At 62.6% G+C, this 24,150-nt stretch carries 25 protein-coding genes and 1 riboswitch; of the genes, 14 read left to right on the top strand and 11 right to left on the bottom strand.

Annotated features, from left to right (window positions below; all coding sequences use genetic code 11):
- Positions 1 to 90: 90 nt before the first annotated feature.
- Entirely contained in the window at positions 91 to 861 is a 771-nt protein-coding gene (locus tag AC1DUB_RS15380) for a hypothetical protein (RefSeq protein WP_477730231.1), read from the bottom strand.
- 23 nt (positions 862 to 884) lie between these two features.
- The gene (locus tag AC1DUB_RS15375; RefSeq protein WP_477730230.1) at positions 885 to 1,829 is read right to left on the bottom strand and encodes an STM4504/CBY_0614 family protein; all 945 of its coding nucleotides are present in this window, start codon (positions 1,827 to 1,829) and stop codon (positions 885 to 887) included.
- 303 nt (positions 1,830 to 2,132) lie between these two features.
- Between AC1DUB_RS15375 and AC1DUB_RS15370 the strand changes: the two genes are divergently transcribed.
- On the top strand, positions 2,133 to 3,056 hold the full coding sequence (locus AC1DUB_RS15370) for a LysR family transcriptional regulator (RefSeq protein ID WP_477730229.1): 924 nt from the start codon (positions 2,133 to 2,135) through the stop codon (positions 3,054 to 3,056).
- Between the two features lie 28 nt (positions 3,057 to 3,084).
- Here the strand turns inward: AC1DUB_RS15370 and AC1DUB_RS15365 are convergent, their stop codons facing one another.
- Complete coding sequence (locus AC1DUB_RS15365) at positions 3,085 to 3,768, bottom strand: LysE/ArgO family amino acid transporter (RefSeq protein ID WP_477730228.1); 684 nt, start codon at positions 3,766 to 3,768, stop codon at positions 3,085 to 3,087.
- 133 nt (positions 3,769 to 3,901) lie between these two features.
- Between AC1DUB_RS15365 and AC1DUB_RS15360 the strand changes: the two genes are divergently transcribed.
- Both AC1DUB_RS15360 and AC1DUB_RS15355 read left to right on the top strand, forming a co-directional pair.
- Positions 3,902 to 4,810, top strand: a complete 909-nt coding sequence (locus AC1DUB_RS15360) for an HTH-type transcriptional regulator ArgP (RefSeq protein ID WP_477730227.1) — start codon at positions 3,902 to 3,904, stop codon at positions 4,808 to 4,810.
- A gap of 149 nt (positions 4,811 to 4,959) precedes the next feature.
- The gene (locus AC1DUB_RS15355) at positions 4,960 to 5,238 is read left to right on the top strand and encodes an acylphosphatase (RefSeq protein WP_477730226.1); all 279 of its coding nucleotides are present in this window, start codon (positions 4,960 to 4,962) and stop codon (positions 5,236 to 5,238) included.
- A gap of 150 nt (positions 5,239 to 5,388) precedes the next feature.
- Here AC1DUB_RS15355 and AC1DUB_RS15350 read toward each other — a convergent pair whose 3' ends face one another.
- Complete coding sequence (locus AC1DUB_RS15350) at positions 5,389 to 6,693, bottom strand: D-amino acid dehydrogenase (RefSeq protein ID WP_477730225.1); 1,305 nt, start codon at positions 6,691 to 6,693, stop codon at positions 5,389 to 5,391.
- Between the two features lie 222 nt (positions 6,694 to 6,915).
- Positions 6,916 to 7,007, bottom strand: a riboswitch (glycine riboswitch).
- A 158-nt stretch (positions 7,008 to 7,165) separates the two neighbouring features.
- On the opposite strand from AC1DUB_RS15350, the gene argS reads away from it, so the two are divergent.
- The 9 genes from argS to AC1DUB_RS15305 all read left to right on the top strand — a co-directional run bounded on the left by argS (position 7,166) and on the right by AC1DUB_RS15305 (position 16,536).
- Positions 7,166 to 8,851 (top strand): arginine--tRNA ligase, encoded by a 1,686-nt coding sequence (gene argS, locus AC1DUB_RS15345; protein WP_477730224.1) that lies wholly within the window; start codon positions 7,166 to 7,168, stop codon positions 8,849 to 8,851.
- An 81-nt stretch (positions 8,852 to 8,932) separates the two neighbouring features.
- Positions 8,933 to 9,562 (top strand): SPOR domain-containing protein, encoded by a 630-nt coding sequence (locus AC1DUB_RS15340; RefSeq protein ID WP_477730223.1) that lies wholly within the window; start codon positions 8,933 to 8,935, stop codon positions 9,560 to 9,562.
- Positions 9,563 to 9,707: 145 nt separating this feature from the next.
- Positions 9,708 to 10,370, top strand: a complete 663-nt coding sequence (locus tag AC1DUB_RS15335; protein ID WP_477716244.1) for a thiol:disulfide interchange protein DsbA/DsbL — start codon at positions 9,708 to 9,710, stop codon at positions 10,368 to 10,370.
- A gap of 162 nt (positions 10,371 to 10,532) precedes the next feature.
- Positions 10,533 to 11,144 carry a lipopolysaccharide transport periplasmic protein LptA gene (lptA, locus tag AC1DUB_RS15330; protein ID WP_477716243.1) on the top strand — a complete coding sequence of 204 codons (612 nt, stop codon included), beginning with the start codon at positions 10,533 to 10,535 and terminating at the stop codon, positions 11,142 to 11,144.
- A gap of 14 nt (positions 11,145 to 11,158) precedes the next feature.
- Positions 11,159 to 11,995 carry an LPS export ABC transporter ATP-binding protein gene (lptB, locus tag AC1DUB_RS15325; protein WP_477730222.1) on the top strand — a complete coding sequence of 279 codons (837 nt, stop codon included), beginning with the start codon at positions 11,159 to 11,161 and terminating at the stop codon, positions 11,993 to 11,995.
- 141 nt (positions 11,996 to 12,136) lie between these two features.
- A complete protein-coding gene (locus AC1DUB_RS15320; RefSeq protein WP_477730221.1) occupies positions 12,137 to 13,684 on the top strand; it encodes an RNA polymerase factor sigma-54 in 1,548 nt (515 codons plus the stop codon).
- Positions 13,685 to 13,707: 23 nt separating this feature from the next.
- Positions 13,708 to 15,132 carry a THUMP domain-containing class I SAM-dependent RNA methyltransferase gene (locus AC1DUB_RS15315; RefSeq protein ID WP_477730220.1) on the top strand — a complete coding sequence of 475 codons (1,425 nt, stop codon included), beginning with the start codon at positions 13,708 to 13,710 and terminating at the stop codon, positions 15,130 to 15,132.
- A 49-nt stretch (positions 15,133 to 15,181) separates the two neighbouring features.
- The gene (locus tag AC1DUB_RS15310; RefSeq protein ID WP_477730219.1) at positions 15,182 to 15,592 is read left to right on the top strand and encodes a putative toxin-antitoxin system toxin component, PIN family; all 411 of its coding nucleotides are present in this window, start codon (positions 15,182 to 15,184) and stop codon (positions 15,590 to 15,592) included.
- A gap of 104 nt (positions 15,593 to 15,696) precedes the next feature.
- Positions 15,697 to 16,536 carry a UPF0149 family protein gene (locus tag AC1DUB_RS15305; protein WP_477730218.1) on the top strand — a complete coding sequence of 280 codons (840 nt, stop codon included), beginning with the start codon at positions 15,697 to 15,699 and terminating at the stop codon, positions 16,534 to 16,536.
- 177 nt (positions 16,537 to 16,713) lie between these two features.
- Here AC1DUB_RS15305 and AC1DUB_RS15300 read toward each other — a convergent pair whose 3' ends face one another.
- The 7 genes from AC1DUB_RS15300 to AC1DUB_RS15270 form a co-directional block, all read right to left on the bottom strand.
- Entirely contained in the window at positions 16,714 to 17,505 is a 792-nt protein-coding gene (locus AC1DUB_RS15300; protein WP_477730217.1) for a toll/interleukin-1 receptor domain-containing protein, read from the bottom strand.
- Positions 17,506 to 18,260: 755 nt separating this feature from the next.
- On the bottom strand, positions 18,261 to 18,731 hold the full coding sequence (locus tag AC1DUB_RS15295; protein ID WP_477716235.1) for an OsmC family protein: 471 nt from the start codon (positions 18,729 to 18,731) through the stop codon (positions 18,261 to 18,263).
- Between the two features lie 2 nt (positions 18,732 to 18,733).
- Positions 18,734 to 19,687, bottom strand: coding sequence for an alpha/beta fold hydrolase (locus AC1DUB_RS15290; RefSeq protein WP_477730216.1), 954 nt, complete (start codon positions 19,685 to 19,687; stop codon positions 18,734 to 18,736).
- A gap of 3 nt (positions 19,688 to 19,690) precedes the next feature.
- Complete coding sequence (locus AC1DUB_RS15285; RefSeq protein WP_477730215.1) at positions 19,691 to 20,182, bottom strand: nuclear transport factor 2 family protein; 492 nt, start codon at positions 20,180 to 20,182, stop codon at positions 19,691 to 19,693.
- Between the two features lie 122 nt (positions 20,183 to 20,304).
- Positions 20,305 to 20,820, bottom strand: coding sequence for a CinA family protein (locus AC1DUB_RS15280; RefSeq protein WP_477730214.1), 516 nt, complete (start codon positions 20,818 to 20,820; stop codon positions 20,305 to 20,307).
- Entirely contained in the window at positions 20,817 to 21,362 is a 546-nt protein-coding gene (locus AC1DUB_RS15275; protein WP_477730213.1) for a phosphatidylglycerophosphatase A family protein, read from the bottom strand. Before AC1DUB_RS15275 ends, AC1DUB_RS15280 begins: the two co-directional genes overlap by 4 nt.
- Positions 21,359 to 22,267 carry a LysR family transcriptional regulator gene (locus AC1DUB_RS15270; protein WP_477730212.1) on the bottom strand — a complete coding sequence of 303 codons (909 nt, stop codon included), beginning with the start codon at positions 22,265 to 22,267 and terminating at the stop codon, positions 21,359 to 21,361. The genes AC1DUB_RS15275 and AC1DUB_RS15270 overlap by 4 nt, the downstream gene beginning before the upstream one ends.
- Before the next feature lie 132 nt (positions 22,268 to 22,399).
- On the opposite strand from AC1DUB_RS15270, the gene AC1DUB_RS15265 reads away from it, so the two are divergent.
- A complete protein-coding gene (locus AC1DUB_RS15265) occupies positions 22,400 to 22,600 on the top strand; it encodes a hypothetical protein (protein WP_477730211.1) in 201 nt (66 codons plus the stop codon).
- Between the two features lie 94 nt (positions 22,601 to 22,694).
- Positions 22,695 to 24,101: an esterase-like activity of phytase family protein gene (locus tag AC1DUB_RS15260; protein ID WP_477730210.1), complete on the top strand. Its 1,407-nt coding sequence runs from the start codon at positions 22,695 to 22,697 to the stop codon at positions 24,099 to 24,101.
- Positions 24,102 to 24,150: the final 49 nt, after the last annotated feature.

Raw genomic sequence — 24,150 nt, 5'->3', positions numbered from 1 at the left:
TCACGCCAACGCAGGAAATACCGTTATCAAGGAAAAGCTATCGCGTACCGTTGCTTGACTTCGTGGGAAGTCCCAGTAAAGAGTTAGACGTCATAGCTTACCCAGCTCGACTACCAGCGCTTCTGGTGGGTCATATAGGGTTGAGCGAGAAATTCGGCCTTGAAATCCAAGTTCCACTTTTAGGTGTCGGGAGTACACCTCTACTAGAGATGACGTCGCTCGGGAGTCTATAAGGACGCCTTGCACCATTTCGTGCGGATCGATCTTCAGGTGAACTAGTCCAGCTTTGGCACGGTTGTGTCTGTCTACGACGAGAGCTCTCACCTCCGATTCATGCGAGAAGGAGTTGCGCTTGAACAGGAGACTTTGCGCGGCCGCTGTCTCGGTTTGATCGTCCAGCATTTTCCTTGCCAAGTCTCGCGCCCTGCCCACTATGTCCTTCTGCGGCAGATAAGTCACTCGTCCAACAAACCATTTTGAACGTGGTGTACGCGAAAGCGCTCCGTCGAGCGCCTGCCCGAGGAGCCTTGGTGTTGTTTTGATCCTTACCGCGTTTTTCTCGGGCGAGTAGATGCGCCAGAGAGCATCGGACACGGACTTCCGTGTCCAGCATTGACCGTGAATTACGTGGCGGTGGGCTCTGTCAAGTATGACGTTGCCCCTCTTGAAGTTTGCGCCAATGACATGGGTCTCAAAAGGATCGCCCCACTTGGTAGGGTGCGCCAGAACGAGCTTCTGGGTCCGGAACAGGTCTACAAGTCTCTCGAAAGAGATGATCCGATAGATCGGACGATCGAGTTCGGAGGTCTTAATGTTGAGAAACTGTGATGACATGCAAAGCAGCGTTGTGGGGGAGTCCATATACGACATGTTAGGCTGCGCCGTCACGGCAGTGCCTTTTCGGCGTCGACAAGGAATACGATCGCCGACGCCGTGAGATGCAGGACGTATCCAACGAGAAACCCTGGCACTTCAGTGATCGTTCCCCCCTGACCATGCCCACCAAGACGATTCCGTGCAGTTGGAACACCACTTTCAAGCGTGCTTCGCAGGGCCGAGAAGTGTTGCTCCCAGAACGACGGGATTAGTCCGTTCTGGAAGAGGACTTGGAGCAGTTGTCTACTCGTTGCGTTCGGATCGTGAGTCCATTGGCGCTTGGCACAGATAACCTTTATCACACTCTCAAGTGCCTTGAGCGATTCAGTCAGCGCCTCTTTGGAATTCCCATGTCTGTAGTGCTCATGTGCCTTCAAGAATTCCGCCTGTGCTCCCGCAAAGAGCTTCCCATTCAGGAGACTTAGAGCTGGCTTGACGACCTCCGCATGAATCAGCTGAGAATCGACTCGGATGATCTCGCCGTCGGCAAACTGGAAACCGATTCCGTGCTCCTTAAACCGGTCGTTCAACTCTTCAATCGCATCATCCGCGGTCTTCGAAGCATTCTGTTTGTGCCGGTACTCATGCCTGCGCGTCATTCGATCGATATACCTGAATGAAAGCTCGACCGCATCCAGAACTCTTTCGGCGCCCTCTTCTTGCAGCAGGAAGTTTGCCAACTCTCCTAGATAGTTGCGGTCGCCATAGCTCTTGGAAGTCGTAGGAAGCGCGAAAAGGCCGTACTCACGACAAAGCGTGTCCACAATGAACTTGTATGCTCGCCCGGTTCCAAGGTAACTGTCGCGATACTCGTTCTCATCACCAAGGGCATCCTTCCAAATGTGGATGATCTGCACTTTCAGGGGCTGCGGAATGCTGTCATAGGTATAGACGTCCGGAACCTCGCCACGCAATTGCTTCTGGCGCTTGGAGAAAAGGTCGAAGATGCTCATGTGCGCTCCGTAGCAGCCTAACGTGATACAGAAGTGAAAACCGTACGAACAAGGCCGTCGTGCATCTGGTGTCCCTCCCGTAAAAATTTGTAAGTGCTTGATTTATATCAGAAGGCGCCGTACGGCTACCCGCGCCACTGCCACGAAAATCCCCGCAAGCCCTGCAAACCTGCTGACGAACAAGGTTCGGTCAGCAAAAAGAGTAGAAGCCGTGGTGGCTATTGCGGCCAGCTTAAAAGTGCGAATTGTTGGAATCGCTGTCAAAAAGTAGTCGATTCGGAACATTTGTATACATAATGTGGGATGGACAAACTCAAGCAACTGGAATCTTTTGTGGCGGTGGTGGCGCGCGGCAGCTTGACGGCGGCGGCCAAGGCGGAGGGGGTGGCCCCGGCGATCATGGGGCGACGGCTGGATGCGCTGGAGGAGCGGCTGGGGGTGAAGCTGCTGGTGCGCACCACGCGGCGCATCACGCTCACCCACGAAGGCAGTGCTTTCCTCGAGGATTGCCAGCGCCTGCTGGCCGACCTGGCCAACGCGGAGGCCAGCGTATCGGCGGGTGGCGTCAAGGCCAGCGGCCATTTGCGCATCACGGCGCCTGCCGGTTTTGGCCGGCGCCATGTGGCGCCGCTGGTGACGAAGTTTCGCGAGCAGCATCTGGACGTGACGATTTCGCTGAACCTGAGCGACCGCGTGGTGGACCTGGCGGGCGAGGGCTTTGACTGCGCGGTGCGTGTCGGCGACCTGCCCGATTCCTCGCTGGTCAGCGTGCGCATGGCCGACAACCGGCGCCTGTGCGTGGCAACACCGCGCTACCTCCAGCGCCACGGCACGCCGCAGCACCCCAGTGAGCTGGCCCGGTTTGACTGCCTCACCCTGTCCAGCGATGCATCCCAAACCCGTGGCTGGGCCTTCCAGATCGACGGCGAGCTGGTGCACCTGAAACCCGGTGGGCCATTGGACTGCTCGGACGGGCAGGTGCTGCACGACTGGTGCCTGGCCGCCTACGGCATTGCCTGGCGCAGCACTTGGGAAGTCGAATCGGAAATCGCCAGCGGCCACCTGGTGGCTGTGCTGGAAGCGTTTGCGGCGCCGCCCAACGGCATTTACGCCGTGTTTCCGCAACGCAAGCATTTGCCGCTGCGCGTGCGCCTCTGGATAGACTTCCTGAAGCACCATTACAGCCAGCCGGATTTTTGGCGCTCGGCGGCGGCTTCACCGGCTTAGTCCGCTTGGCCGCTTTATGTTCGCCACCCTAGAGCAGGCCGAGCAGCAGCCAGCCGGCCGTGCCCCACATCGTCAACGCCACCAGGCCATCGAGCGCGCGCCAGATGCGCGATGAGTTGAGTCGCTGGCCCAGCCACCACATCGCCAGGCCGAGCGCCGTGAACCACAGCAGCGAGCCCGCGGCCGCACCCAGGCCAAACAGCGCGTTGTCGGGCTGCGCGTAGGCCAGCGAGGCGGAGCCAATCAATACGGCGGTGTCCAGCCAGGCGTGCGGGTTGAGCCACGACAGGGCAAGCGCCAGCGTGACCGCCCGGCCGCGTGACACACCTTCGCCAGCGGGCAGGCGCGGCAACGGGTCTGGCTTGGCCGTGGTGGCTGCCGGTTCGGGGTGGAGGAAGCGGCGCATGGCCTGGCCTCCGTAGGCCAGCAGCACTGCCGCGCCCGCGCCCACCATGGCGCCCTGCAGTTTGTCTGACAGGCCGCCGAGCTGCGCCAGTCCCAGCACGCCGACCGCAATCAGTGTCACGTCGGTCATGACGCAGACCGCAATGGTCAGCCACAGATGCTGGCGCAGCAGGCCCATGCGCATCACATGCGCGTTTTGCGGGCCGATGGCCATGATCAGCGACAGGCTGAGCGCCAGTCCGGCGGCGAAAGCCGGAGCCGGGAAGATAAGGGTGAGGGTGGGGGTGAGGGTCGGGAAGGCGGGCATGGTGATTTTCTGTTCTCTTCGGGGGAACGATGCACGGAGTGTTCCGGAAAATCGCCTTGAGTTAAATGAATTTAAGTTAAATTGGTGTTGGTCAATAAATACTTGATAAAACGCAATCAAGAAACACCCTGCGATGCTGGATGCCCGCCAACTCGATGCCCTTGCGGCCGTGATCGAACACGGCAGTTTTGGCGCGGCCGCCAAGGTGCTGAGCGTGACGCTGGCCGCCGTGTCGCTGCGCATCAAGTCGCTGGAGGACGCTTTGGGCCAGCGCCTGCTGGTGCGCGGCAAGCAGCTGCATCCCACGCCGGCCGGCCAGGCGCTGCTGGGGCATGTGAAACAGCTCAGGCTGCAGGAGGCGGACCTGCTGGCGAACCTGCAAGGAGGGCGCCGTGCGGGCTCAAAGGCCGTGCCGCTGCAAAGCCTGAGCGTGGCCGTCAATGCCGATTCGCTGACCGGCTGGTTCCTGGCCGGCGTGGCTCCGGCGCTTGAAAAACACCGGCTGCTGCTCGACATCGTGGTGGACGACCAGGACCACACGCACGATGCGCTTAAAAATGGCGATGTGAGCGGCTGCGTGACGACGCTGGCGCAGTCGATGCGGGGCTGTGTGGCCGAGCCGCTGGGCGTCATGCGCTACCACTGTGTGGCGGCCCCGGCGCTGGTGGCCAAGTGGCGCGCCGGCAAGGGCGCCGTGGCAGCGCAGCGCCTGCTGGCCAGCCCGGCCGTCATCTTCAACCGCAAGGATGCGCTGCAGGATGCCTTCCTGGCGCAGCATTTCAATTTGCGCGACGCGCTGTATCCGCGTCACTTTGTACCCGCCGTCGATGCCTTTGAACTGGCGCTGGAGTTGGGCCTGGGCTGGGGCATGGTGCCCGAGCAGCATCTGGCAGCCCGTACGCACCGCCCGCCGCTGGCCGAGGTGATGCCCGGCAAAACGGTAGACGTGGCGCTGTACTGGCAGCACTGGGCTCGCGAGCCCGTGCTGGCCCAGCGCCTCACGCAGGCGGTGAAAGACGCCGCCCGCGCTTTGCTGATCTAGGGCCCGCGCTGGCGCGACGATCTGCGCTATCCCGAATTTTCGATTCGAAACGGATCGTCGCCTGCTGGCCAGCGTTGGCGGAAAATATCTGGCAACGCTGCTGAAGAAGCAACAGCGCATCCGGCAACAGAACACAAGGGGGATGAGACATGGCAAAACAGTTGCGCATCGCCGGTCTGGTGCAGGGCATCGGCTACCGTGCGGCCTTCGCGGAGCAAGCCCACGCACTCAGGCTCTCCGGCTGGGTGCGCAACCGCCTGGATGGCTCCGTGGAGGCCACCGTAGCCGGCGAAGCCCAGGCAGTCCAGAACATCATCGATTGGGCGGGGCGCGGACCGGCCGGCGCGCAGGTGCGCAGCGTGTCGGTGGTCGAAGTGGATGACGCGCTGGTGACGGACGGGAAATTTCACATCCGGCCGACGGCCTAGCAGGCTGCTGCTGATTGGCAGGGCCAGTGGCGCCGTGCGAATTTCAACAGCCTGCCAGTCGCTGGCGCCGCCCGCGCCAATCGGATGGCAGCGAATCCCGCCAACTCGACCGATTTAGCCGATTTAGCCGATTTAGCCGATTTAGCCGATTTATGCCTGTGTTGCGGGCCGGCCCAATGACACCCGTTTGCGCTCAGGCACCTGGCCGGTGAAGGCAAAGTCCACCTGGGGTGCGCGTCCGCTGACGATGTCGGCAATCGCCGCGCCCGACCCGCAGGAGTGCGTCCAGCCCAGCGTGCCGTGGCCGGTGTTGAGGAACAGGTTGCGGGTTTTGGAGGCGCCGATGTAGGGCACGTTGGACGGCGTGGCCGGGCGCAGGCCGGTCCAGTATTGCGCATCGCGCCCGTCGGTCATGTCGGGGAAGAGTTGGCGCACGCGCCGCACAATCGCCTCGCAGCGCACCAGGTTCAAGTCGGTGCTGTAGCCGTTCAATTCAGCCGTTCCCGCAATGCGCAGGCGGTTGCCCAGGCGCGAGAACACCAGCTTGTACTCGTCGTCGGTGAGCGATACGTTGTAGGACGCGGCTTCGTTGATGACCGGCAGCGTCACTGAATAACCCTTGGCCGGGTAAATCCGCAAGGTCTGGCCCAGCAGTTTGGCCCACTGCGGGCTGTAGGCGCCCAGGCACATCACATAGGCGTCGGACTTCAGCTCGCTCACCACCCCTTCGGCGCTGGCAATCTGCACCGCCGTCAGCGTGTCGCCTTCTTTGCGTGCACCCACGATGCGGGTGTTGTACAAAAAATTCACGCCCGCGTCGGCGCACAGGGCTGCCAGCTGGCGGGTGAAGGCATGCGCATCACCCGATTCGTCGCTGGGCGTCATGCTGCCGCCGACGATTTGCGAGCGGCTGCCCGCCAGCGCGGGCTCGATGGCCACGCATTCATCGGGCGTTTTCATGTCCAGTTCGCAGCCGTACTCGCGCATCACCGTGGCCGGGCCCTGCGCATCGGCGTATTCCTGCTCGCTGGTGTAGAAGTGCAGGATGCCTTCGGTCTTTTGCTGGTAATTGATGCCGGTGTCGGCGCGCAGCTTTTGCAGCGTGGCCCGGCTGTACAGGCCCAGGTTGACCATCTGCTTGATGTTGTGCCGGGTGCGGCCCGGCGTGCACTGGCGCAAAAAGTCCAGGCCCCAGAGCCACTGGTTCAGGTCGGGGCGCAGGCGAAACAGCAGCGGCGCGTCTTCCCGCATCAGCCACTTCAGCACCTTCAGGGGCGCGCCCGGGTTGGCCCAGGGTTCGGCATGGCTGACCGAAATCTGCCCGCCGTTGGCAAAGCTGGTTTCCAACCCGGCGCCCGGCTGGCGGTCGACCACGGTGACCTCGTGGCCAGCCTGGCGCAAAAACCAGGCGGAGGTGATGCCGGTCACGCCGGCGCCCAAAACGGTAACTTTCATGATGAAATTCCCAAGGAAAACAAGGCAACAGGCCAGCACGGATGCGCGCAGGCAGCTATGAAATTGATCGTGAATTTCAGGGCGGCAGCGTGCACCAGTGCTGGTGCCGCTCCCACTGTCCTTGGTACCTGAGAGATTCAGCCCGGCATCAGCGGGGCTGACGGCCAGGATTTGCTCCTTCGGTGGCGGCAGCGTTGCGCTGCAGCTCTCTCCAGATTCGGCATGTTTCATTCAATACGGGGACCTGAGCGATCATGGGAGATTGCGCCTTCGGCGGCCGTTGCAGGGCAACAGCGCTCTCTTGAATGAGCCCCGATTCTGCCATGGGCGGTTTGAGCGGGTCAAGTCAGGGAAATATCAGCGCCTTGAGGGCATTTTCCGCTGGGCCGCCCCAAGGAAAATACGGCCCCCTTGGGGGGCAGCGCATTACACGCAGTGAAAAGCGTGGGGGCCACACCTTTAAAATCTCTCCATGCTTCAAATCAAACAAGACTTGCTGGACGCCCTGGGCCAGGCCCTCAAAACCATGGCGCCTGACAATACCGTGGCGGCAGCCTTCGAGTCGCCCAAGGTGGCGGCCCATGGCGATTTTGCCTCCACCGCGGCCATGCAGCTGGCCAAACCGCTCAAGCTCAACCCGCGCCAGGTGGCGGAAAACCTGCGCGGGCTGCTGCTCCAGGCGCCCGCGTTTGCGCGCTGGGTGGACGCAGTTGAAATCGCCGGCCCCGGTTTTCTCAATATCCGGCTCAAGCCCGAAGCCAAGCAGCAGGTGGTGCGGGAAGTGTTGCAGGGTGCAGACCAGTACGGCATGCAGTTGGCCGACAGCCCGCATCGCATGATTGTGGAGTTCGTCTCGGCCAACCCGACCGGGCCGCTGCATGTGGGCCATGGCCGCCAGGCGGCGCTGGGCGATGCGATTTGCAACCTGTTCGACACGCAGGGCTGGGATGTGTGGCGCGAGTTTTATTACAACGACGCCGGCGTGCAGATCCAGACCCTGGCCACCAGCACGCAGGCGCGCGCCAAAGGCCTCAAGCCGGGCGATGCCGGCTGGCCCGAGCCCGCGTACAACGGTGACTACATTGGCGACATCGCCAATGACTTTCTGGCCAAAAAGACCGTCAAGTCCGACGACCGGGAGTTCACCGCCAGCGGTGACGTCGAAGACCTGGACTCGATCCGGCAGTTTGCCGTGGCCTATTTGCGCCATGAGCAGGACCTGGACCTGCGGGCCTTCTCGGTCAGGTTTGACAACTACTACCTCGAGTCCAGCCTGTACAGCTCGGGCCGTGTCGACAGTGCGGTGCAAAAGCTCAAGGACGCCGGCAAAACCTACGAACAGGACGGCGCCCTGTGGCTCAAGTCGACCGATTACGGTGACGACAAAGACCGCGTGATGAAAAAGGGCGACGGCAGCTACACCTACTTTGTGCCTGACGTGGCCTACCACCTGGCCAAATGGGAGCGCGGTTTCAGCAAGGCCATCAACATCCAGGGCATGGACCACCACGGCACGATTGCCCGCGTGCGCGCCGGGCTGCAGGCCGCCAGCGCCGGCATTCCGCAGGGCTACCCCGACTACGTGCTGCACACCATGGTGCGCGTCGTGCGCCATGGCGAAGAGGTGAAGATCTCCAAGCGCGCCGGCAGCTATGTCACGCTGCGCGACCTGATCGAATGGACCAGCGCGGATGCCGTGCGCTTCTTTTTGCTCAGCCGCAAACCCGACACCGAGTACGTCTTTGACATCGACCTGGCCCTGGCCAAGAACAATGAAAACCCGGTGTACTACGTGCAATACGCCCATGCGCGCATATGCTCGATTCTCGGCACTTGGGCCGCGCAGAGCGGCGATCAGAGCCAGCTGAAAAGCGTGGACCTGTCGGCCCTGGTCAGCCCGCAAGCCCAGGCCCTGATGCTGCTGCTGGCCAAGTACCCCGACATGCTTAGCAATGCGGCCGCCGGTTTGGCGCCGCACGACGTGGCCTTTTACCTGCGCGAGCTGGCCGCCTGCTACCACAGCTATTACGACGTCGAGCGGATTCTGGTGGACGACGAAGCCGTGAAGCTGGCGCGCCTGGCGCTGGTCGCCGCGACGGCGCAGGTATTGCACAATGGCCTCAAGGTGCTGGGCGTCAGTGCGCCCCACAAAATGTAGGCAACCATGAAGCACACACAGCGGAATGCAGAGCGAAATTCAGAGCAGGATTCAGAGGCAGGCAAGAAAATTGGGCAAGGTATGAGAAAACAACGAGGCGGAACCCTGCTGGGTCTGGTGATTGGCGCGCTGATCGGCCTGGGCGCTGCGCTGGCCGTGGCGGTCTACATCACCAAGGTGCCGGTGCCTTTCATGAACAAGAGCCAGTCGCGCAATCCCGACAGCGACGCAGCGGAAGCCAAAAAGAACCGGGACTGGAACCCGAATGCCCCGCTGGCGGGAAAAACGCCTGTGAAGCCGCTCCCTTCTGCTTCCAGCGCTTCCGGCGAACCCGGCACTGTGCCGGCCCCCGCCACGGCGACCGCGCCCAAGGCGGCTCCCGCGCCCCCGGCGAAGCCCGCCCCCTCCGCGGATCCGCTGGGCGATCTCGCCAAGGCCAAGGCGGACGCCGCGCCCGCCGTCTCGGGCGTTGACCCGTTCAGTTATTTTGTCCAGGCCGGTGCATTCCGTACGCCAGAAGACGCGGAGCAGCAGCGCGCCAAGCTCATGCTGCTGGGCGTGCAGGCCAAGGTGAGTGAGCGCGAGCAGTCGGGCCGAACGGTGTACCGCGTGCGCGTTGGCCCCTTTGATAAAAAAGAAGACGCCGACAAGGTCAAGGAGCGGCTGGACGGCAACTCGATAGAAACAGCCCTCGTCAGGGTGCAGCGCTAACCGGGGTGAACTTTTATGGGCGGGGGCGTACCAACCCCTGTACGAAACGGCCGGCCGGCTTGTTTTTTTCACTGAATAAGTAAGTGGCCGCTTTGCAAAATACCCCCACACAGACCCACAGACCAGGAAACCAGGAGAAAAATTGATGCAACGACGTGAGTTTTCGCTTTCAGCCGCTACCGTGGCAGCCGCCGCCACTTGGGGAGGCGTTGCGCTGCCCACAGCCGCGCAGGCTCAGGCCCGCGCCTTCAAGGAGGGAACGGATTATTTGACGCTGGGCAAACCCGCTCCCACCGACGTGCCTGCCGGCCAGGTCGAAGTGGTGGAATTCTTCTGGTACAGCTGCCCGCATTGCAACGCCTTTGAGCCGCAACTCGAGGCCTGGATCCAGAAAGCGCCCAAAGACGTGACCGTCAGGCGCGTGCCGGTAGCCTTTCGTCCCGATTTTGAGCCGCAGCAGCGTCTTTTTTATGTGCTGGAAGCCATGGACAAGCTCAATGAGCTGCACAAAAAGGTGTTCAATGCGATCCATATCGAGCGTCAGGCGCTGAACACGGCGGATCAGGTGGCGGCCTGGGCGGAGAAGCAGGGCCTGAACAAGGCCAAGTTTGTCGAGCTGTACAACTCGTTTTCCGTCAGCACCAAGGCGCGCAAGGCCACCCAGTTGCAGGACACCTACGCGGTCGACGGCGTGCCGGCCCTGGGCGTCGGCGGGCGTTACTACACGTCTGGCCAGCTGGCCCAGAACATGGACAGGGCCCTGCAGGTCACCGATTACCTGATCGCGCAATCGCGCAAGGCCAAATAAGCGCGCGGCAAGTCGGCAAGTCACACGCCGGCGCCCGGCGTTGGCCCGAAAACCCGCCCACCCGTGGCGGGTTTTTTTATGGGCCCAATTTGGCCCTGGCCGCCATTCCCGGAGCTGGCATGGCTACAATCACTCAAAACAAGCAGCAAGATTCGTGCCTTTATGAAACACCCCATTTTTCCCTTGATCGTGCTGGCCGCACTGGCGGCCGGGGCCGTGTTTCCCGCCGCGGCCGAGCGGGCTGACCGCGACAAGCCGATGAATGCGGAGGCCGATGCCCTGCGTTACGACGACCTGAAACAAACCAGCGTGTTCACCGGCAATGTGGTGATCACCAAGGGCACCACCATTGTCCGGGGCGAACGGGTGGATGTCAGCCAGGATCCCCAGGGCTACCAGCAGGCCCTGGCCGTGGCGGCGCCGGGCAAGCTGGCCTTTTACCGGAAAAAGCGCGATGGCGTGGACGAGTACATCGAAGGGGAAGGCGAGCGGATCGAATACGACAGCCGTGCCGACACCGTCAAATTCATCAAGCAGGCCGTGGTGCGGCGCTACAACGGCGCGACCCTGGTCGATGAAACGACCGGCTCCCTGATTGTTTATGACAACAACACCGATGTGTTCACTGTGGATGGGGGCGCGCAAAACCGCACGGCCACCAATCCCACGGGGCGGATTCGCGCCATGCTGTCGCCGCGCGGCGCCGCATCGGCACCGCAGCCGCCGGCCGGACCCGCGCTCCGTTTGCGTCCCGGCACCACGCTGGGGCCATGACGGAAAGCCGAAAAATGGACAGAACGGACAATCAACCCGCGGATGCGGTGACTGACACATCGTCGGTCAATACCCCGGCAGCCAATACTCCGGCGGCCAGCACCGCACCGCCGAGCCGTCTGGTGGCCCAGGGGCTGCAGAAATCCTATGGCAGCCGCAAGGTGGTGCAGGATGTCTCGCTGTCCGTGCAAAAAGGCGAGGTGGTGGGCCTGCTGGGCCCCAATGGCGCGGGAAAAACCACGTCGTTTTACATGATCGTGGGGTTGGTGCGTGCCGATGCGGGCGAGATCTCCATCGACGGCCAGTCGGTCGAGCACATGCCGATTCACCTGCGCGCGCGCCTCGGGCTGAGCTACCTGCCGCAGGAAGCGTCGATTTTTCGCAAGCTCACCGTGGAAGAGAATGTGCGCGCCGTGCTGGAGTTGCAGCTGGACGCCAGCGGCAAGCCGCTGGGCCGCGCAGACCTTGAAAAGCGGCTCGAAGCGCTGCTGCAGGATTTGCGGGTCGATCATTTGCGCGACTCGCCGGCGCCGGCGCTGTCGGGCGGTGAGCGCCGCCGCGTCGAGATTGCGCGCGCCCTGGCGACGCAGCCGCGGTTCATCCTGCTCGACGAGCCTTTTGCCGGTATTGATCCGATCGCCGTGATCGAAATCCAGCGCATCATCGGTTTCCTGAAGTCGCGCGGCATTGGCGTGCTGATCACCGACCACAATGTCCGCGAAACGCTGGGCATTTGCGACCATGCCTACATCATCAGTGACGGCCATGTGCTGGCGACCGGCACCCCTTCCGAGATTGTGAACAATGCCGATGTACGCCGCGTTTACCTCGGTGAACACTTCAGAATGTGATGGCTCCCCCCCGTTGTCGCTCACTGCGTGTAGCTCCCTCCCCCCTGCAGGGGGCGGCGCCTGCGCCCCGGCAAAGCCGGTTGCACGGCCCCCGCTTGGTTAATACATCCCAATTCGTTTTGTCGTGCGCTTAGGGATGCCATGAAACAAGGCCTTTCCCTCAGGGTCTCGCAGCATCTGGCGCTCACGCCGCAACTGCAGCAGTCGATCCGCCTGTTGCAGCTGTCCACCCTTGAGCTGAGCCAGGAAGTCGAGCAGATGCTCGATGAAAATCCGTTCCTGGAAGTGTCGGAAGAAGCCGCGCCGCGCGAGGAGTTTGGCCTGGAGAATGCCGATACGCCGGTCAGCCAGGACAGCCGGGAGTTTGAGTTTGCTGGTGATTCAGTAGCAGGAAGCCCTGATGAACCAAGGGTTGCAAGCCAAAACGATGTAGATACAGGGCCCGAGATCAGCTCCGAGGCCAAGCTGGAAGAAAGCTGGGAGGGCGACGGCACGGTGGAGTCGGCGCCGGACGACAGCGAATGGGGCGGCGACGCGCCTGCCCGCAAGAACAATGTGGATGACAGCGAGGCCGAGGCTTCCGACCTGGCCCGCAGCCATGAGTCGCTGCAGGACCATTTGCACCGTCAGTCGCTCGGCCTGCGCCTGTCGGAGGAAGACCAGGCGGCGCTGCATTTCCTGATCGAGTCGCTCAATGACGACGGCTACCTCGAAGACAGTCTCGCGTCACTGGCCGCCGGCCTGGCGGGCGACGACCTTGAGCAGGCGGAAGAGCTGGAGCAGCACTTTGCCATGGCCCTGAAGCTGCTGCAGCACATGGAGCCCGCCGGCGTCGGTGCCCGCAACCTGGCCGAGTGTCTCGGCCTGCAACTGCTCGACTGCAAGGACTGCGACGAGACCCGCGCAGCGATCGCCATGTGCAAGCAGCCCATGGAGCTGCTGGCCAAGCGGGATATGAAGCGCCTGTCCTACCTGTGCGGATTTCCGGAGAGCGTGATCCGGGGCGCCATCGCCGTGATCGGCCGGCTGGACCCCAAGCCCGGGCGGCGGTTTGTCAACGTCGAGCGCAACCTCATCGTGCCCGACGTGATCGTCGTCAAGTCGGGCCGCGGCTTCAAGGTCTCCCTCAACAGCGAGGTCATGCCCCGCCTGCGCGTGCACGACATCTATGCCAATGCGCTGAAGCAGCACAAGGGCCAGAATGGGCAGGCCCTGCAGCAGCGCTTGCAGGAGGCACGCTGGTTCATCAAGAACATCCAGCAGCGCTTTGACACCATCCTGCGCGTGAGCAGTGCGATTGTGGAGCGACAAAAGAATTTCTTCACACACGGCGAGCTGGCCATGCGTCCGCTGGTGCTGCGCGAAATTGCCGACGAACTGGGCCTGCACGAGTCCACCATCTCGCGCGTCACCACGGCCAAGTACATGAGCACGCCGTTCGGCACCTTCGAGCTCAAGTACTTTTTCGGCTCCGCGCTGGGCACCGAGACCGGCGGCAACGCCTCCAGCACGGCGGTGCGCGCCCTCATCAAGCAGTTTGTCTCGTCCGAGAGCCTGAAAAAGCCGCTCAGCGACAACCAGATTTCCGAAATGCTCAAGGAGCAGGGCATTGAATGCGCGCGCCGCACCGTGGCCAAGTACCGCGAGGCTTTGCGCATCGCGCCTGCCAACCTGCGCAAATCGCTTTGAAAGAGCCCCTTGAGGCCCTACTTATGAACCAACTTCAACTCTTTTTACCCTGCGCCGCCGGCGTCGAGGCCTTGCTGGCCAGCGAGGTCAAACGCATCACCGGCATCGAGGGCAAGGCCTGGCGCGCCGGTGTGCAGTTGCAGGGCTCCTGGCGCGATGCCCTGCAGCTCAACCTGCACAGCCGCCTGGCCCAGCGTGTGCTGATCGAGCTGCAGCACAACCAGTACCGCAGCGAGCAGGACCTCTACAACGCGGCAGCCAGCGTCGCATGGGAGATCTGGTTCACGCCCAAGCAGACCTTCAAGGTCGAGATCACCGCGCAGCACAGCCCGCTGACCAGCCTGAACTTTGCAGCGCTCAAGGTCAAGGACGCCATTGCCGACCGCTTCCGTGCCAAGTACGAGGTGCGCCCCGATGTGGACACGCGCTGGCCCGACGTGCGCGTGTATGTGCACCTGACGACCGACACGGCGACCATCTACATCGACACCTCGGGCGAGCCGCTCTTCAAGCGCGGCTGGCGCGAAGACAAGGGAGACGCTCCCCTGAAGGAAACACTGGCCGCCGCCATGATTGCCGCCAGCGGCTGGGACCAGCAGTGCAAAGAGGGTGTGCCACTGTACGACCCGTGCTGCGGCTCCGGCACCATCGTGATTGAGGCGGCGCAGATTGCCTGCAATATCGCGCCCGGCATCAACCGCCGCTTTGCCTTTCAGAAGTATTTGCCCTTCCAGGCCCATGTGTGGGAGGGGCTGCTCGACCAGGCCGAGGCCGCCATCACGGAGCCGACGGCACCGGTGTTTGGCAGCGATGTGTCGTTCCGCATGGTGGATTTTGCCGAGCGCAATGCCGAGCGCGCGGGCGTGGCCAACGCCGTGCAGCTGCGCGGCGGTGATGCGCTGCAGCGCATGCCGCCCGCGCCGTCCGGCGTGATGCTGGTGAACCCCCCCTATGGCGAGCGCATTGACGTGGCCGGCGTGGCCGGCATCACCGGCGTGCAGGGACGCGACCAGCGGCGCCAGCAGGGCCATGGCGTCAGCGGCTCCTGGGACGGCACCCAGGCCATCGACGAGTTTGGCCAGCCGCTGCCGCGTGATGCATCCGAAGCCGGCCAGGCCGACGCTCCGCGCGACCGCTCGGCCAACCCGGGGCGCGAGCAGGCACAGACGGAAACCGGCGAAGAAGCCTCCGACTTCTTTCCCCGGCTGGCCACGCACTGGAAGAAGAACTACGCCGGCTGGACGGCTCATGTGCTCACGCCCGACCTGAAGCTGCCCGGCAAGATGCGCCTGAAGGAGTCGCGCCGCGTGCCCATGTGGAACGGCCCGATCGAATGCCGGCTGTTCCGCTTTGATATGGTGGCCGGCTCGGCGCGCGGCAAGCCCGCACCTGCATCTACATCCACTCCTGGTCTGGCTCCCTCTCCCACCGGGGGAGGGCAGGGGTGAGGGTGGTGCATCACCGGCTTGCCTGCAGGCACGCCATGGCCTTCAGCGCATGAGCACTCAATCCATCGTCCTGGACACCAACATCGTTCTCGATGTGTTTGTCTTCAACGACGCGGCGGCGCTTCCGGTCAGGCAGGCGCTCGAAGCCGGCGAGCTGGACTGGCTGGCCACGCAAGCCATGCGCGACGAGCTGGCGCGTGTGCTGGCCTACCCGCAAATCGTGCCGCGCCTGGCGTTTTACCAATTGAGTGCCGACGACGTGCTCGCCGCCTTTGACCGGCATGCGCGGCTGCAGGAAGTCGCCGGCAAAGCCGGTGTGACCTGCAGCGACCCGGACGACCAGAAATTCATCGACCTCGCGGTGGCCAGCCAGGCCCTGCTGCTGAGCAAGGACCGGGCTGTTATTTCCATGGCAAAAAGGCTTTTGGCCCATGGAGTACGGGCGCAAGCAGCTATTTAATTCATGGTGGGCCGGCCAGCTGCAAGAGACCTGCAAACTCAGGCCAGGCACAACACGGCAGATACACTTTGGGTCACCAGCGCCCATCCCGTTCAGGATTTTTCATGAAGACCCCCTCCGCACCCCCTCCCTCCACAACGCCTGATGCCTCGTCGCCCGCCACGCCCTGGCTGGAAACCGAGGCGTTTGACGAACTCGACACCATCCTGGACGAGCTGCGCACCCGCTATGACGAAACACCGCAGTGGGAGTTTTGTGAAGGTTTCATGGCCGCGGTGATTTGCTCGCGCCGCCCGATTGCCGCCGATGAATACCTGCCGGTGTTGCTGGCCACGCCGGCCGAGGGCGAAGCGCCCGACGCCGAAGGCGGCTCATTTGCCAGCGAGGCGCAACGCGAACGCTTTCTCACGCTCTGGAACCAGCGCTGGAACGAAGTGGCCACGGCGCTTGATTCGGAAGTGGACTCGCTGGAAGACGACAACTGCTACCACCCTGAAGTGATGGACGTTCGGGGTGCCGTGGCTGACATGCCGCCCGAGGAGCGAGCCGCCTTCAAGGGCGAAGACCTGCCCGCTTTTGCCCAGGTGTGGGCGCTGGGTTTCATGTTTGCCGTGGAAAGCTGGCCCGAGGAATGGGCCGCACCGCGCGACAAGGACGCCGCCAAATGGCTGGACGGCGCCCTGCAGGCCGTGGTGGCCATGACCGAAGACGACGAGGCCGCGCCCGAAGTGTCACCCCTGAGCGAAGACGGCGCGCCCAGCACCAGCATTGCCCGGCTCAATGCGTTTGGCGAGGCGATCTGGGCGGTGTATGACCTGCGTGAACTGTGGAAGACCTTGGGCCCCAAGGTGGAGACGGTGCGCAAGGAAGTCACGCCTGGACGCAATGATCTTTGTTATTGCGGCAGTGGCAAGAAATACAAGAAGTGCCACGGGGCGGGGTGAGTGCCGAAGGACCTGGAGATCGGGCCTGATTGCTTCTGATTTGGTAGCGGCTGGCGCCTGTATCTAAAGGGTTGGAGGGCGATTTGATGGGCAAAAGAGCTCTTTCACCTCTACAGCAGGGCAGCTTCGATTAACGGTGAAGTTTAGAGGCCGCAGCAGGCGGTCCAATGGAATAGGTTAGCTCACGGAGCGTTTTTTTATGAGTGCGGCCTTACTAGCGTTTATGAGTAAGGCTGTGCTCATGTCCTCGGTCTTGACGATGATGTCGCGAACGTTTCGTACGACATGCTCACCCAGGCGATAGCCTCTGCCTTCCCAAGCGACAACACCAGGACGCCCGATCACTACGATGGGCAAGCATCCGTTTCTGCAGGTGTAGACGGTCTCGCCCTCGTCTAGCGAAACTGCGGCCTCTGACAGCAGTTGATCCGTCCCGCACGCTGGGCATGCAGTTTTCATGTCACTGTCCTTGATCGGTCTACCGCCCTTTGGCCCGATGCCCTGCTTGGCAAAGACATCTTCGACCCTTACAAGGTCGTAGGTAATGTCGTGAGCCTTGTTGTAGTTGCGCACCTTCTGGATTACGGCGTCGACAATCTTCTCCTCTGTAGTCTTTCGGTAGTCCAAGAAGCCGACGGTATCCAAAATGCCATCGACCGGAGCATCGTCGAGTCGCAACGGAAGGATGTATTCGCTGTTCTCTACGAAAGCGCGCGCCTGGGCTGCCCGGCGTTCATGGTTCGTCCACTGCTTCTTCGCGTAATGCTCTGAAACGAGCATCAAACAATACTTTGCTTCGTCCTTGTATATCTTTGAGAGATGAACGTACAGGTCTTTGCCCCAAAGGTTGGCTTGCTCGTACTCATCGTAGAAAACGTTCAATCCTTTTGTGACAAGGAATGAAGCTAGCTTCTCTGCCACAGGCCGGTCTTCGCCGGCAAACGATATCGCGATGTCATAAGTTGGCATGAACACAATTCCCTCTGTTATGAGCTAACGTTCATTATTAACGCAGGAACCTGTCGAAGCCTTCTTTGATTTGAACGCCATCTACTCAACGAGCATGCCGGGTCTCGCCCCGGCGGGCGACTCACTTTCTCTTGCGTCGCTGTATGGACCGGAGACATGGGAAAGTAAGCAAAGAGAAGGCGACCCGCAGTCTGGGTCCTTACGCTTCGCTTCAGGCAACCTGCGCTGCTCGACTCCGGCGGGGGTCCGCAGAACTCGCTTCGCTTGTATGTTCTGGGTGTCGGGGTGGACAAAAATTCAAAAACCACCGAACACACCGATGCCTTACTCCCTCCCCCGCTGGGGGAGGGTTGGGGTGGGGGCTGACCCCGAACCCATTCCCTTCTGTCTGCGCCGAGGAGCACAGGGCCAGGCGGATCAAGGATCGCGATTGTCTGAGCTGCAGGCGAGTTGAGCGAGACCCCGCCTGGCCCGAGCACCGCAGGCTGCCCGTAGCGCAGCGAAGGGACGCAGACAGCAGGGTCGCCTTTTCTTTTGCTTACTTTTCTTTTGGCGAAGCAAAAGAAAAGTGAGTAGCCGCCGGGCTACCCCCGGCTTGGTCGCGAAGGGCACCCGCTCTTCCTTCAAAAAAAGGCAGGCCCGTTGGCTCTGTCTCTCAGAAGTTCAAGCGGGTTTCATCAGCTAGCAAATCACACGCTGCTAGCCCCCATCCCGGCCTTCCCCCAATGGGTGAAGGGGCAAATCGGGCTAACCGGCTAACCGGGGTAGACCGGCTCGCAGCGCACCTCGGTCTTGACCGAGTTGGCAATGAAGCAGGCCTCGTGCGCCTCGTGGTGCAGCTTGTCCAGTTCTTCGCGCGTGGGCAGGCGCTCGCCCGAAAACGCCACATCGGGCTTCAGCGTGACGACGGTCATGGCCATTTTTCCGTCGGCATTTCTTTCCATGACGCCGGTGGCCGCGTCGAAGTAGCGGTCGACGCAAAACTTTCGTTTCGCGGCAATCGACAAAAACCAGAGCATGTGGCAGCTGGACAGCGACGCCACAAAGGCTTCCTCGGGATCCAGCGCTGACGCATCCGACATCGGCAGCGGCACCACATGCGGCGACGAGGAGCCCGGCACCTGCAGGCCGCCGTCAAACAGCAGCAAATGGCGGCGGCTGTAGTGGTTGCCCAGAAAGTCGCCGTCGTTGCGCAGCCATAAAACTTCTGCGGTGTAGCGAGCCATGTTCAAACCCGATCCAGCTCAGGCAAAGCAAAGAACTCCAGCAGGGCCTGCGCCACCGCCTGGGGCTGCTCTTCGGGAATGAAATGCCCCGCCGGCATGGTATGCCCCGCCACGATGCCGCTGCATTGTTCCTGCCACAGTGCCATCGGGTTGAAGAGCCGGTGCACCACGCCGCGCTCACCGCTGAGCACCAGCATGTCGCAGCCCACCTTGAGGCCATGCGCGCGGCTTTCACGGTCGTGCTCCAGGTCGATGCGGGCGCTCGCGCGGTAGTCTTCGCAGGCCGTGTGCAGTGCTTCGGCATTGCAGAAGCACCGTTCGTACTCGGCCAGCGCCTGCGGCTCTATGTAGCCGAGTCCGGAACTGCCCCAGCCGCCCAGTTTGGCGTGCAGATAGGCTTTGGCCGTCTCCAGGTGGTTGGCGCCCATCATGATTTCCGGCAGCGGGGCCGGCTGCAGCATGTGAAACCAGTGGTAGTAGGCCTGGGCAAACGCCATGTAGGGCTCGGTCATGCCGCGGCCTTCGTACATGTCCAGCGTCGGGGCAACGTCGATAACGCAGAGTTTTATCACGCGGGCTGCATGGTCCAGCGCCAGCCGGTGTGACACCCGCGCGCCGCGGTCGTGGCCGCACAGAAAAAAGCGGTCCACACCGAGGGCGCTCATCACCGCCACCATGTCGTGGGCCATGTTGCGCTTGCTGTAGTTGCTGTGGTCTGGCAGGCCCGGTGATTTGGACGAGTCGCCATAGCCACGCAGGTCGGGCATCACCAGGAAGTAGTGCTGGGCGAGGCGCTCCGCGACCCGGTGCCACATCACATGCGACTGCGGGAAGCCGTGGATCAGCAGCAGGGCCGGGCGCGGCGCGTCGCCGAGCGCCACTTTGGAGAAGCGTGTTTGGATGGAGGCCCCATTGACCTCGAAGCTGCGCGACTCAAAGCCGTCAAACCAGGTCATTATTCAACTCCCGTGTGATGTCAGGTATTTTTGCAGATTTGCCGCCGCCTGCGCCCTGACTTTTTGTCGCAGAAACGGTGTCCAGCCCAGCAGCAGGCCGGGCAGGCCCAGGGCCTGGCGCGACCAGGCCCAGAAATCAAAGCGGTCGCGGTGACGGGTGATCAGGCCCTGCTCATTGAATTCAAATACCCCGTCGATCATGTTGTGCACCATACGCCCCGTTGCGCTGAAACGGTAGTCCGCCTCCCAGTGGGCCTTGCCGCTGCGCGCATCGGCTTCAATGCCACTGTACGCCAGCTTCCAGACATCTGCCCCCTTGGCCCGGGTCACGTCACAGAGCATGCGCCACATGCCGGTGACCTGTGGGTGGCCGCGCAGGGAAAACACTTCGTCGTCAAATTGCGCATCCGGCGCATAACAGGCGGCCATGGCCTCCGCGTCGAGGCGGGCAAAGGCTGCGTAGAAGCTTTCAAGCTGGCGCTGGTTCGGGTGCATGCGACTCCTTGGATGGCTGACGGGTTTTTGGTCGTTCTCTTGGCCGCACCGGGCCTGCACTGGAGCGCGCCCGCCACCGCCTCGGCGTTGCCCGCGAGTTGTGTCCCTCTGCGCCTCGCCTGTCAGGGGGGAGCTTGCAATAATTCCACCAGACGCTGCAGTGCGTGCCGTACCGTGGCTGCCCGCACGGCGGCCCGGTCACCGTCAAAACGCCGGACTTCTGAAACCACCTGGCCCGGCAGCGCAAAACCAAACCATACCGTACCCACGGGTTTGGCCGCACTACCGCCCGTCGGACCGGCCACGCCGGTGACGGCAACCGACACCTGCGCCGGTGAACGGCTCAGCGCCCCCGTGGCCATGGCGCGCACCACTGCCTCGCTGACGGCGCCGTGTTTCTTGATCAGCGCCGCATCCACCCCCAGCAACTCGGTTTTGGACTCGTCCGAATAGGTCACAAAGCCGCGTTCAAACCAGTTGCTGGAGCCGGAAAGATCCGTGCAGGCGGCGGAAATCATGCCGCCGGTGCAGCTTTCGGCGGTGGCCATCATCCATTGTTTTTTCAGCAGTAAATCGGCCACCAGCCCAACAAGTGCCAGGGTAGACGGCTCATCTTTTGATGGCAATTCACTGCTCACAAGATTCTCCAGAGGGCGATCACCAGCAGCGTGCAGAACGCGGCGACGATATCGTCGAACAGAATGCCAAAGCCGCCACGCGCATCGAAGCCCTTGAAGTGCCGGTCGGCCCAGGCCACCGGGCCCGGCTTGACCGCATCAAAAAACCGGAACAGGGCAAAGGCCACCAGCTGGCCCCAGAAACCCGCAGGCATCACCAGCCACAGCACCAGCCAGAAGGCCACCACTTCGTCCCAGACGATGCTGCCGGGGTCCAGCACCCGCATGTTTTTGGCGGTCACGGTACAGGCCCACCAGCCCACCAGCGCAGAGGCGGCAATCAGCCAGCCCATCTCCACCGGCGCCAGCCAGTTCTGCAGCACCAGAAATGACAGCCAGGCCCACAGGGTGCCGGCCGTGCCGGGCGCCACCGGGCTGAGGCCAGAGCCAAAACCCAGGGCGATGAAATGCGCCGGATGCGCCAGCAGAAACCGGGCGTTGGGCCGGGTTCCGGGCGGGTTGAGGGGCTCTGGCGGAGGGGGGGAGTCGCTCATGGTGGTCATGGGGTGGTTCTGGTTTTTTCAAACCATTCGGTCCAGTGGTCGATGCAGGCCCTGATCTTGGGCAGGCGGTGGCGGCTCGTAAGCGTAACCGCGTAAACGGGGCGGGGCTGGTCATCGACGAAGTCCGCCAGCACCGGCACCAGCAGGCCCTGGCGCACCAGCGGCTCGGCCACCAGGGTGGCCATGCGCGAGATACCCAGGCCGTGCAGGGCGAGCTTGGTGGTGATGCCCGTGCTGTCCGAGCGCCAGCAGGCTTCGGCCGCGATCATGCTGGATTGGCCTTTGCTCTGGAACGGCCAGCGGTTGAGCATGGGCACGGCGCTGTTCGTGATCAGCTTGTGGCGGCGCAGCTCGTCGGGATGCCTGGGCGTGCCATGCGCCTGCAGGTAGCCCGGCGTGGCATACAGCCTGCGGCCCAGCGCGCCGATTTGCCGCGCTACCACGGTGTCAGTGGGTGGCACACCGGTGCGGATGGCGATATCGATGCCATCGTGCGCCATGTCCACCAGCCGGTCCTCCACCTGGAATTCCACGCACAGCCGCGGGTGGCACTGGTGCAGGCTTGCGAGGCTGGGCACCAGCAGGTATTCGGCGATCACGGTGCTGGCGGCCACGCGCACCCAGCCGCTGGCTTGCCGGGTCTGCTGGGCAAATTCGCCTTCCAGCTCGTCGAGCGTGCCCATCATGCGGCGGCAGTATTGCAAAAAGGTTTCACCCTCGGCCGTGGGCGCCAGACCGTGGGTGGAGCGGTGGATCAGCCGCGCGCCGCAGGCTTTTTCAATGCGCGCCAAGGTGCGCGAGATCTGGCTGACTGGCACGTCGCGCTCGCGCGCGACGGCCGAGAGCGTGCCCAGCTCGGCCACGCGGGCGAACAGGTGCATGTCGTCGAAGTCGAGGTGGCGCATGGGCCAATGGTAACCAGCACGCCTCCAGCGGCTTTGCAGTGGATGCAAAACCCATTTGCGCCACCTGCCGTTTCCCGGGGGGCAGCCCTTGCCTAGAGTGGCTTCATCCCCATCGCAACGAAAGGAAGCGTCATGAACAGCAAGATCAATCCAGCCGAATACGGCCGCCTGATGGATGCGGCCAAACTTCAGGCTCAGCAGTTGCGGCGCCAGGCGAGCGAGGAATTCTGGAGCGGGACAGGCCGGGTCGCCGTGCGAGTGCTGCAAGCTGCGCGCCGTAGCGCCTGGTGGCTGCTGCGTCGCGTCGCGCCCGAGCACCGGCCAGAGGCCTGAAAGACCGACCGACCAGGCGTGATGCTGGTTGCCCTTTTGTCATACCGGTTTCACACAGACCCGGCACAGTCCAGCCACTAAATGGAGGATGAGCATGTCGGTGTTGAAACAAATGAATGCGTTGACCATTGCGGCCGCCTGTGCACTGTGCCTGGCCTCGGGCGGCAGCCGTGCCGAGCTAGCGCCGGTGCCAGCGGTGGAGGCCGTCCTGGCGGGCCATGCCACCCTCCTCGCCACCGGCGCCGTGAAGGCACCGGGCGATGCCGGTGCTTTTTTTGCGACGGCAGGCAAATTCGCCAATGCCAGGCGCCAGCGCAACGAGCAACTGGGCAGTGAAGCTGCCAACACCTTTGTGGGGGATGCCAAATACCCGCGCGCTTCGGGCGGCACGCTGCCGATGAAAGGCCAGTCGGTGCAGGGCTTTTCCGGCATCGTGTCGGTGGGGAAGGGCGAATTTCTGGTGCTGACCGACAACGGTTTTGGCAACAAGGTCAATTCGCAGGATGCGCTGCTGATGGTGCATCAGATGTCGGTGAACTGGGGCAAGGGTCAAGTGGTGCGCCGCGGCACCATCTTTTTGAGCGACCCTCACAAACGCGTGCCTTTTCACATCCAGAATGAAAACACGCAGCGCCGCTACCTCACCGGCATCGATTTCGATCCCGAGTCGATCCAGGTGGTGGGCAATGAATGGTGGATTGGCGACGAGTTCGGCCCTTACATCCTGCGCACCGACTTTCAGGGCCGCGTGCTGGGCGTGATCGAGACGGTCGTCAATGGCAAGCTGCTGGCCTCCCCTGATCACTACATGCAGGGCCGCCTACCCAACCTGCCCGATCAGCTCGGAATGGCATTGTTTGAAGTGCGTCGCTCCAATGGGTTTGAAGCCATGGCCAAGTCGCCCGATGGCAGCAAGCTCTACCCGATGTTTGAAGGCCCGCTGTTCGATGCGGCGGCCAAAAGCGTGGAGAAGCTGGGCGACAAAACCTATGTACGCATCAATGAAGTCGATGTGGCCTCGCGCCGCTACACCGGCAAGCAGTGGAAATACCTGCTGGAAGAAGTGGGCAACGTCGCCGCTGATTTCCAGATGCTGGACGCCACGACCGGCCTGGTGATTGAGCGCGACGATGCCACCGAAGGCCAGGCGCCGGCTTGCCCCAACGAAGCGCGCGCCGACTGCTTCACCCGCCCGGCGCGTTTCAAGCGTGTTTACAAGATTGATTTGTCGGCTGTGGATGCCGACGGCTTGGTGCGCAAGGTCGCCTACATTGACCTGACCCGTATCGCCAACCCGAATCGGCTTGCCCGCCTGGGTCCGAACGAGGCCAATTTTGTGCTGCCGCACCTGGGCCCCGAAGGGCTGGCGATTGTCGATGCCACGCACATTGTGCTGGTCAACGACAACAACTTCCCGTACTCGTCAGGCCGTGTGATCGGCAAGCCCGATGACAACGAGCTGACCCTGCTGGACATTCGTGCGCTGGTGGATGCGAAGTAATTGCGAGGCGGGGGCGCGGTAGCATTTGCTTGCGGCCCCGGAGAGTCTG

It is taken from the genome of Polaromonas sp. P4_F9 (assembly GCF_056401235.1).
The sequence above is the reverse complement of the archived record's forward strand: the minus strand, read 5'-3'. Positions and strand labels throughout refer to the sequence as shown.

Bases quoted from the DNA above. Each gene is read 5' to 3' on its own strand.
- AC1DUB_RS15370 (WP_477730229.1), top strand. From the start codon at position 2,133: ATGGACAAACTCAAGCAACTGGAATCTTTTGTGGCGGTGGTGGCGCGC.
- AC1DUB_RS15275 (WP_477730213.1), bottom strand. From the start codon at position 21,362: ATGACCACCATGAGCGACTCCCCCCCTCCGCCAGAGCCCCTCAACCCG.
- AC1DUB_RS15375 (WP_477730230.1), bottom strand. From the start codon at position 1,829: ATGAGCATCTTCGACCTTTTCTCCAAGCGCCAGAAGCAATTGCGTGGC.
- AC1DUB_RS15365 (WP_477730228.1), bottom strand. From the start codon at position 3,768: ATGCCCGCCTTCCCGACCCTCACCCCCACCCTCACCCTTATCTTCCCG.
- AC1DUB_RS15380 (WP_477730231.1), bottom strand. From the start codon at position 861: ATGGACTCCCCCACAACGCTGCTTTGCATGTCATCACAGTTTCTCAAC.
- AC1DUB_RS15355 (WP_477730226.1), top strand. From the start codon at position 4,960: ATGGCAAAACAGTTGCGCATCGCCGGTCTGGTGCAGGGCATCGGCTAC.
- lptB (WP_477730222.1), top strand. From the start codon at position 11,159: ATGGACAGAACGGACAATCAACCCGCGGATGCGGTGACTGACACATCG.
- lptA (WP_477716243.1), top strand. From the start codon at position 10,533: ATGAAACACCCCATTTTTCCCTTGATCGTGCTGGCCGCACTGGCGGCC.
- AC1DUB_RS15260 (WP_477730210.1), top strand. From the start codon at position 22,695: ATGTCGGTGTTGAAACAAATGAATGCGTTGACCATTGCGGCCGCCTGT.
- AC1DUB_RS15265 (WP_477730211.1), top strand. From the start codon at position 22,400: ATGAACAGCAAGATCAATCCAGCCGAATACGGCCGCCTGATGGATGCG.
- AC1DUB_RS15305 (WP_477730218.1), top strand. From the start codon at position 15,697: ATGAAGACCCCCTCCGCACCCCCTCCCTCCACAACGCCTGATGCCTCG.
- AC1DUB_RS15315 (WP_477730220.1), top strand. From the start codon at position 13,708: ATGAACCAACTTCAACTCTTTTTACCCTGCGCCGCCGGCGTCGAGGCC.
- argS (WP_477730224.1), top strand. From the start codon at position 7,166: ATGCTTCAAATCAAACAAGACTTGCTGGACGCCCTGGGCCAGGCCCTC.
- AC1DUB_RS15295 (WP_477716235.1), bottom strand. From the start codon at position 18,731: ATGGCTCGCTACACCGCAGAAGTTTTATGGCTGCGCAACGACGGCGAC.
- AC1DUB_RS15335 (WP_477716244.1), top strand. From the start codon at position 9,708: ATGCAACGACGTGAGTTTTCGCTTTCAGCCGCTACCGTGGCAGCCGCC.
- AC1DUB_RS15340 (WP_477730223.1), top strand. From the start codon at position 8,933: ATGAGAAAACAACGAGGCGGAACCCTGCTGGGTCTGGTGATTGGCGCG.
- AC1DUB_RS15290 (WP_477730216.1), bottom strand. From the start codon at position 19,687: ATGACCTGGTTTGACGGCTTTGAGTCGCGCAGCTTCGAGGTCAATGGG.
- AC1DUB_RS15320 (WP_477730221.1), top strand. From the start codon at position 12,137: ATGAAACAAGGCCTTTCCCTCAGGGTCTCGCAGCATCTGGCGCTCACG.
- AC1DUB_RS15270 (WP_477730212.1), bottom strand. From the start codon at position 22,267: ATGCGCCACCTCGACTTCGACGACATGCACCTGTTCGCCCGCGTGGCC.
- AC1DUB_RS15310 (WP_477730219.1), top strand. From the start codon at position 15,182: ATGAGCACTCAATCCATCGTCCTGGACACCAACATCGTTCTCGATGTG.
- AC1DUB_RS15285 (WP_477730215.1), bottom strand. From the start codon at position 20,182: ATGCACCCGAACCAGCGCCAGCTTGAAAGCTTCTACGCAGCCTTTGCC.
- AC1DUB_RS15350 (WP_477730225.1), bottom strand. From the start codon at position 6,693: ATGAAAGTTACCGTTTTGGGCGCCGGCGTGACCGGCATCACCTCCGCC.
- AC1DUB_RS15300 (WP_477730217.1), bottom strand. From the start codon at position 17,505: ATGCCAACTTATGACATCGCGATATCGTTTGCCGGCGAAGACCGGCCT.
- AC1DUB_RS15360 (WP_477730227.1), top strand. From the start codon at position 3,902: ATGCTGGATGCCCGCCAACTCGATGCCCTTGCGGCCGTGATCGAACAC.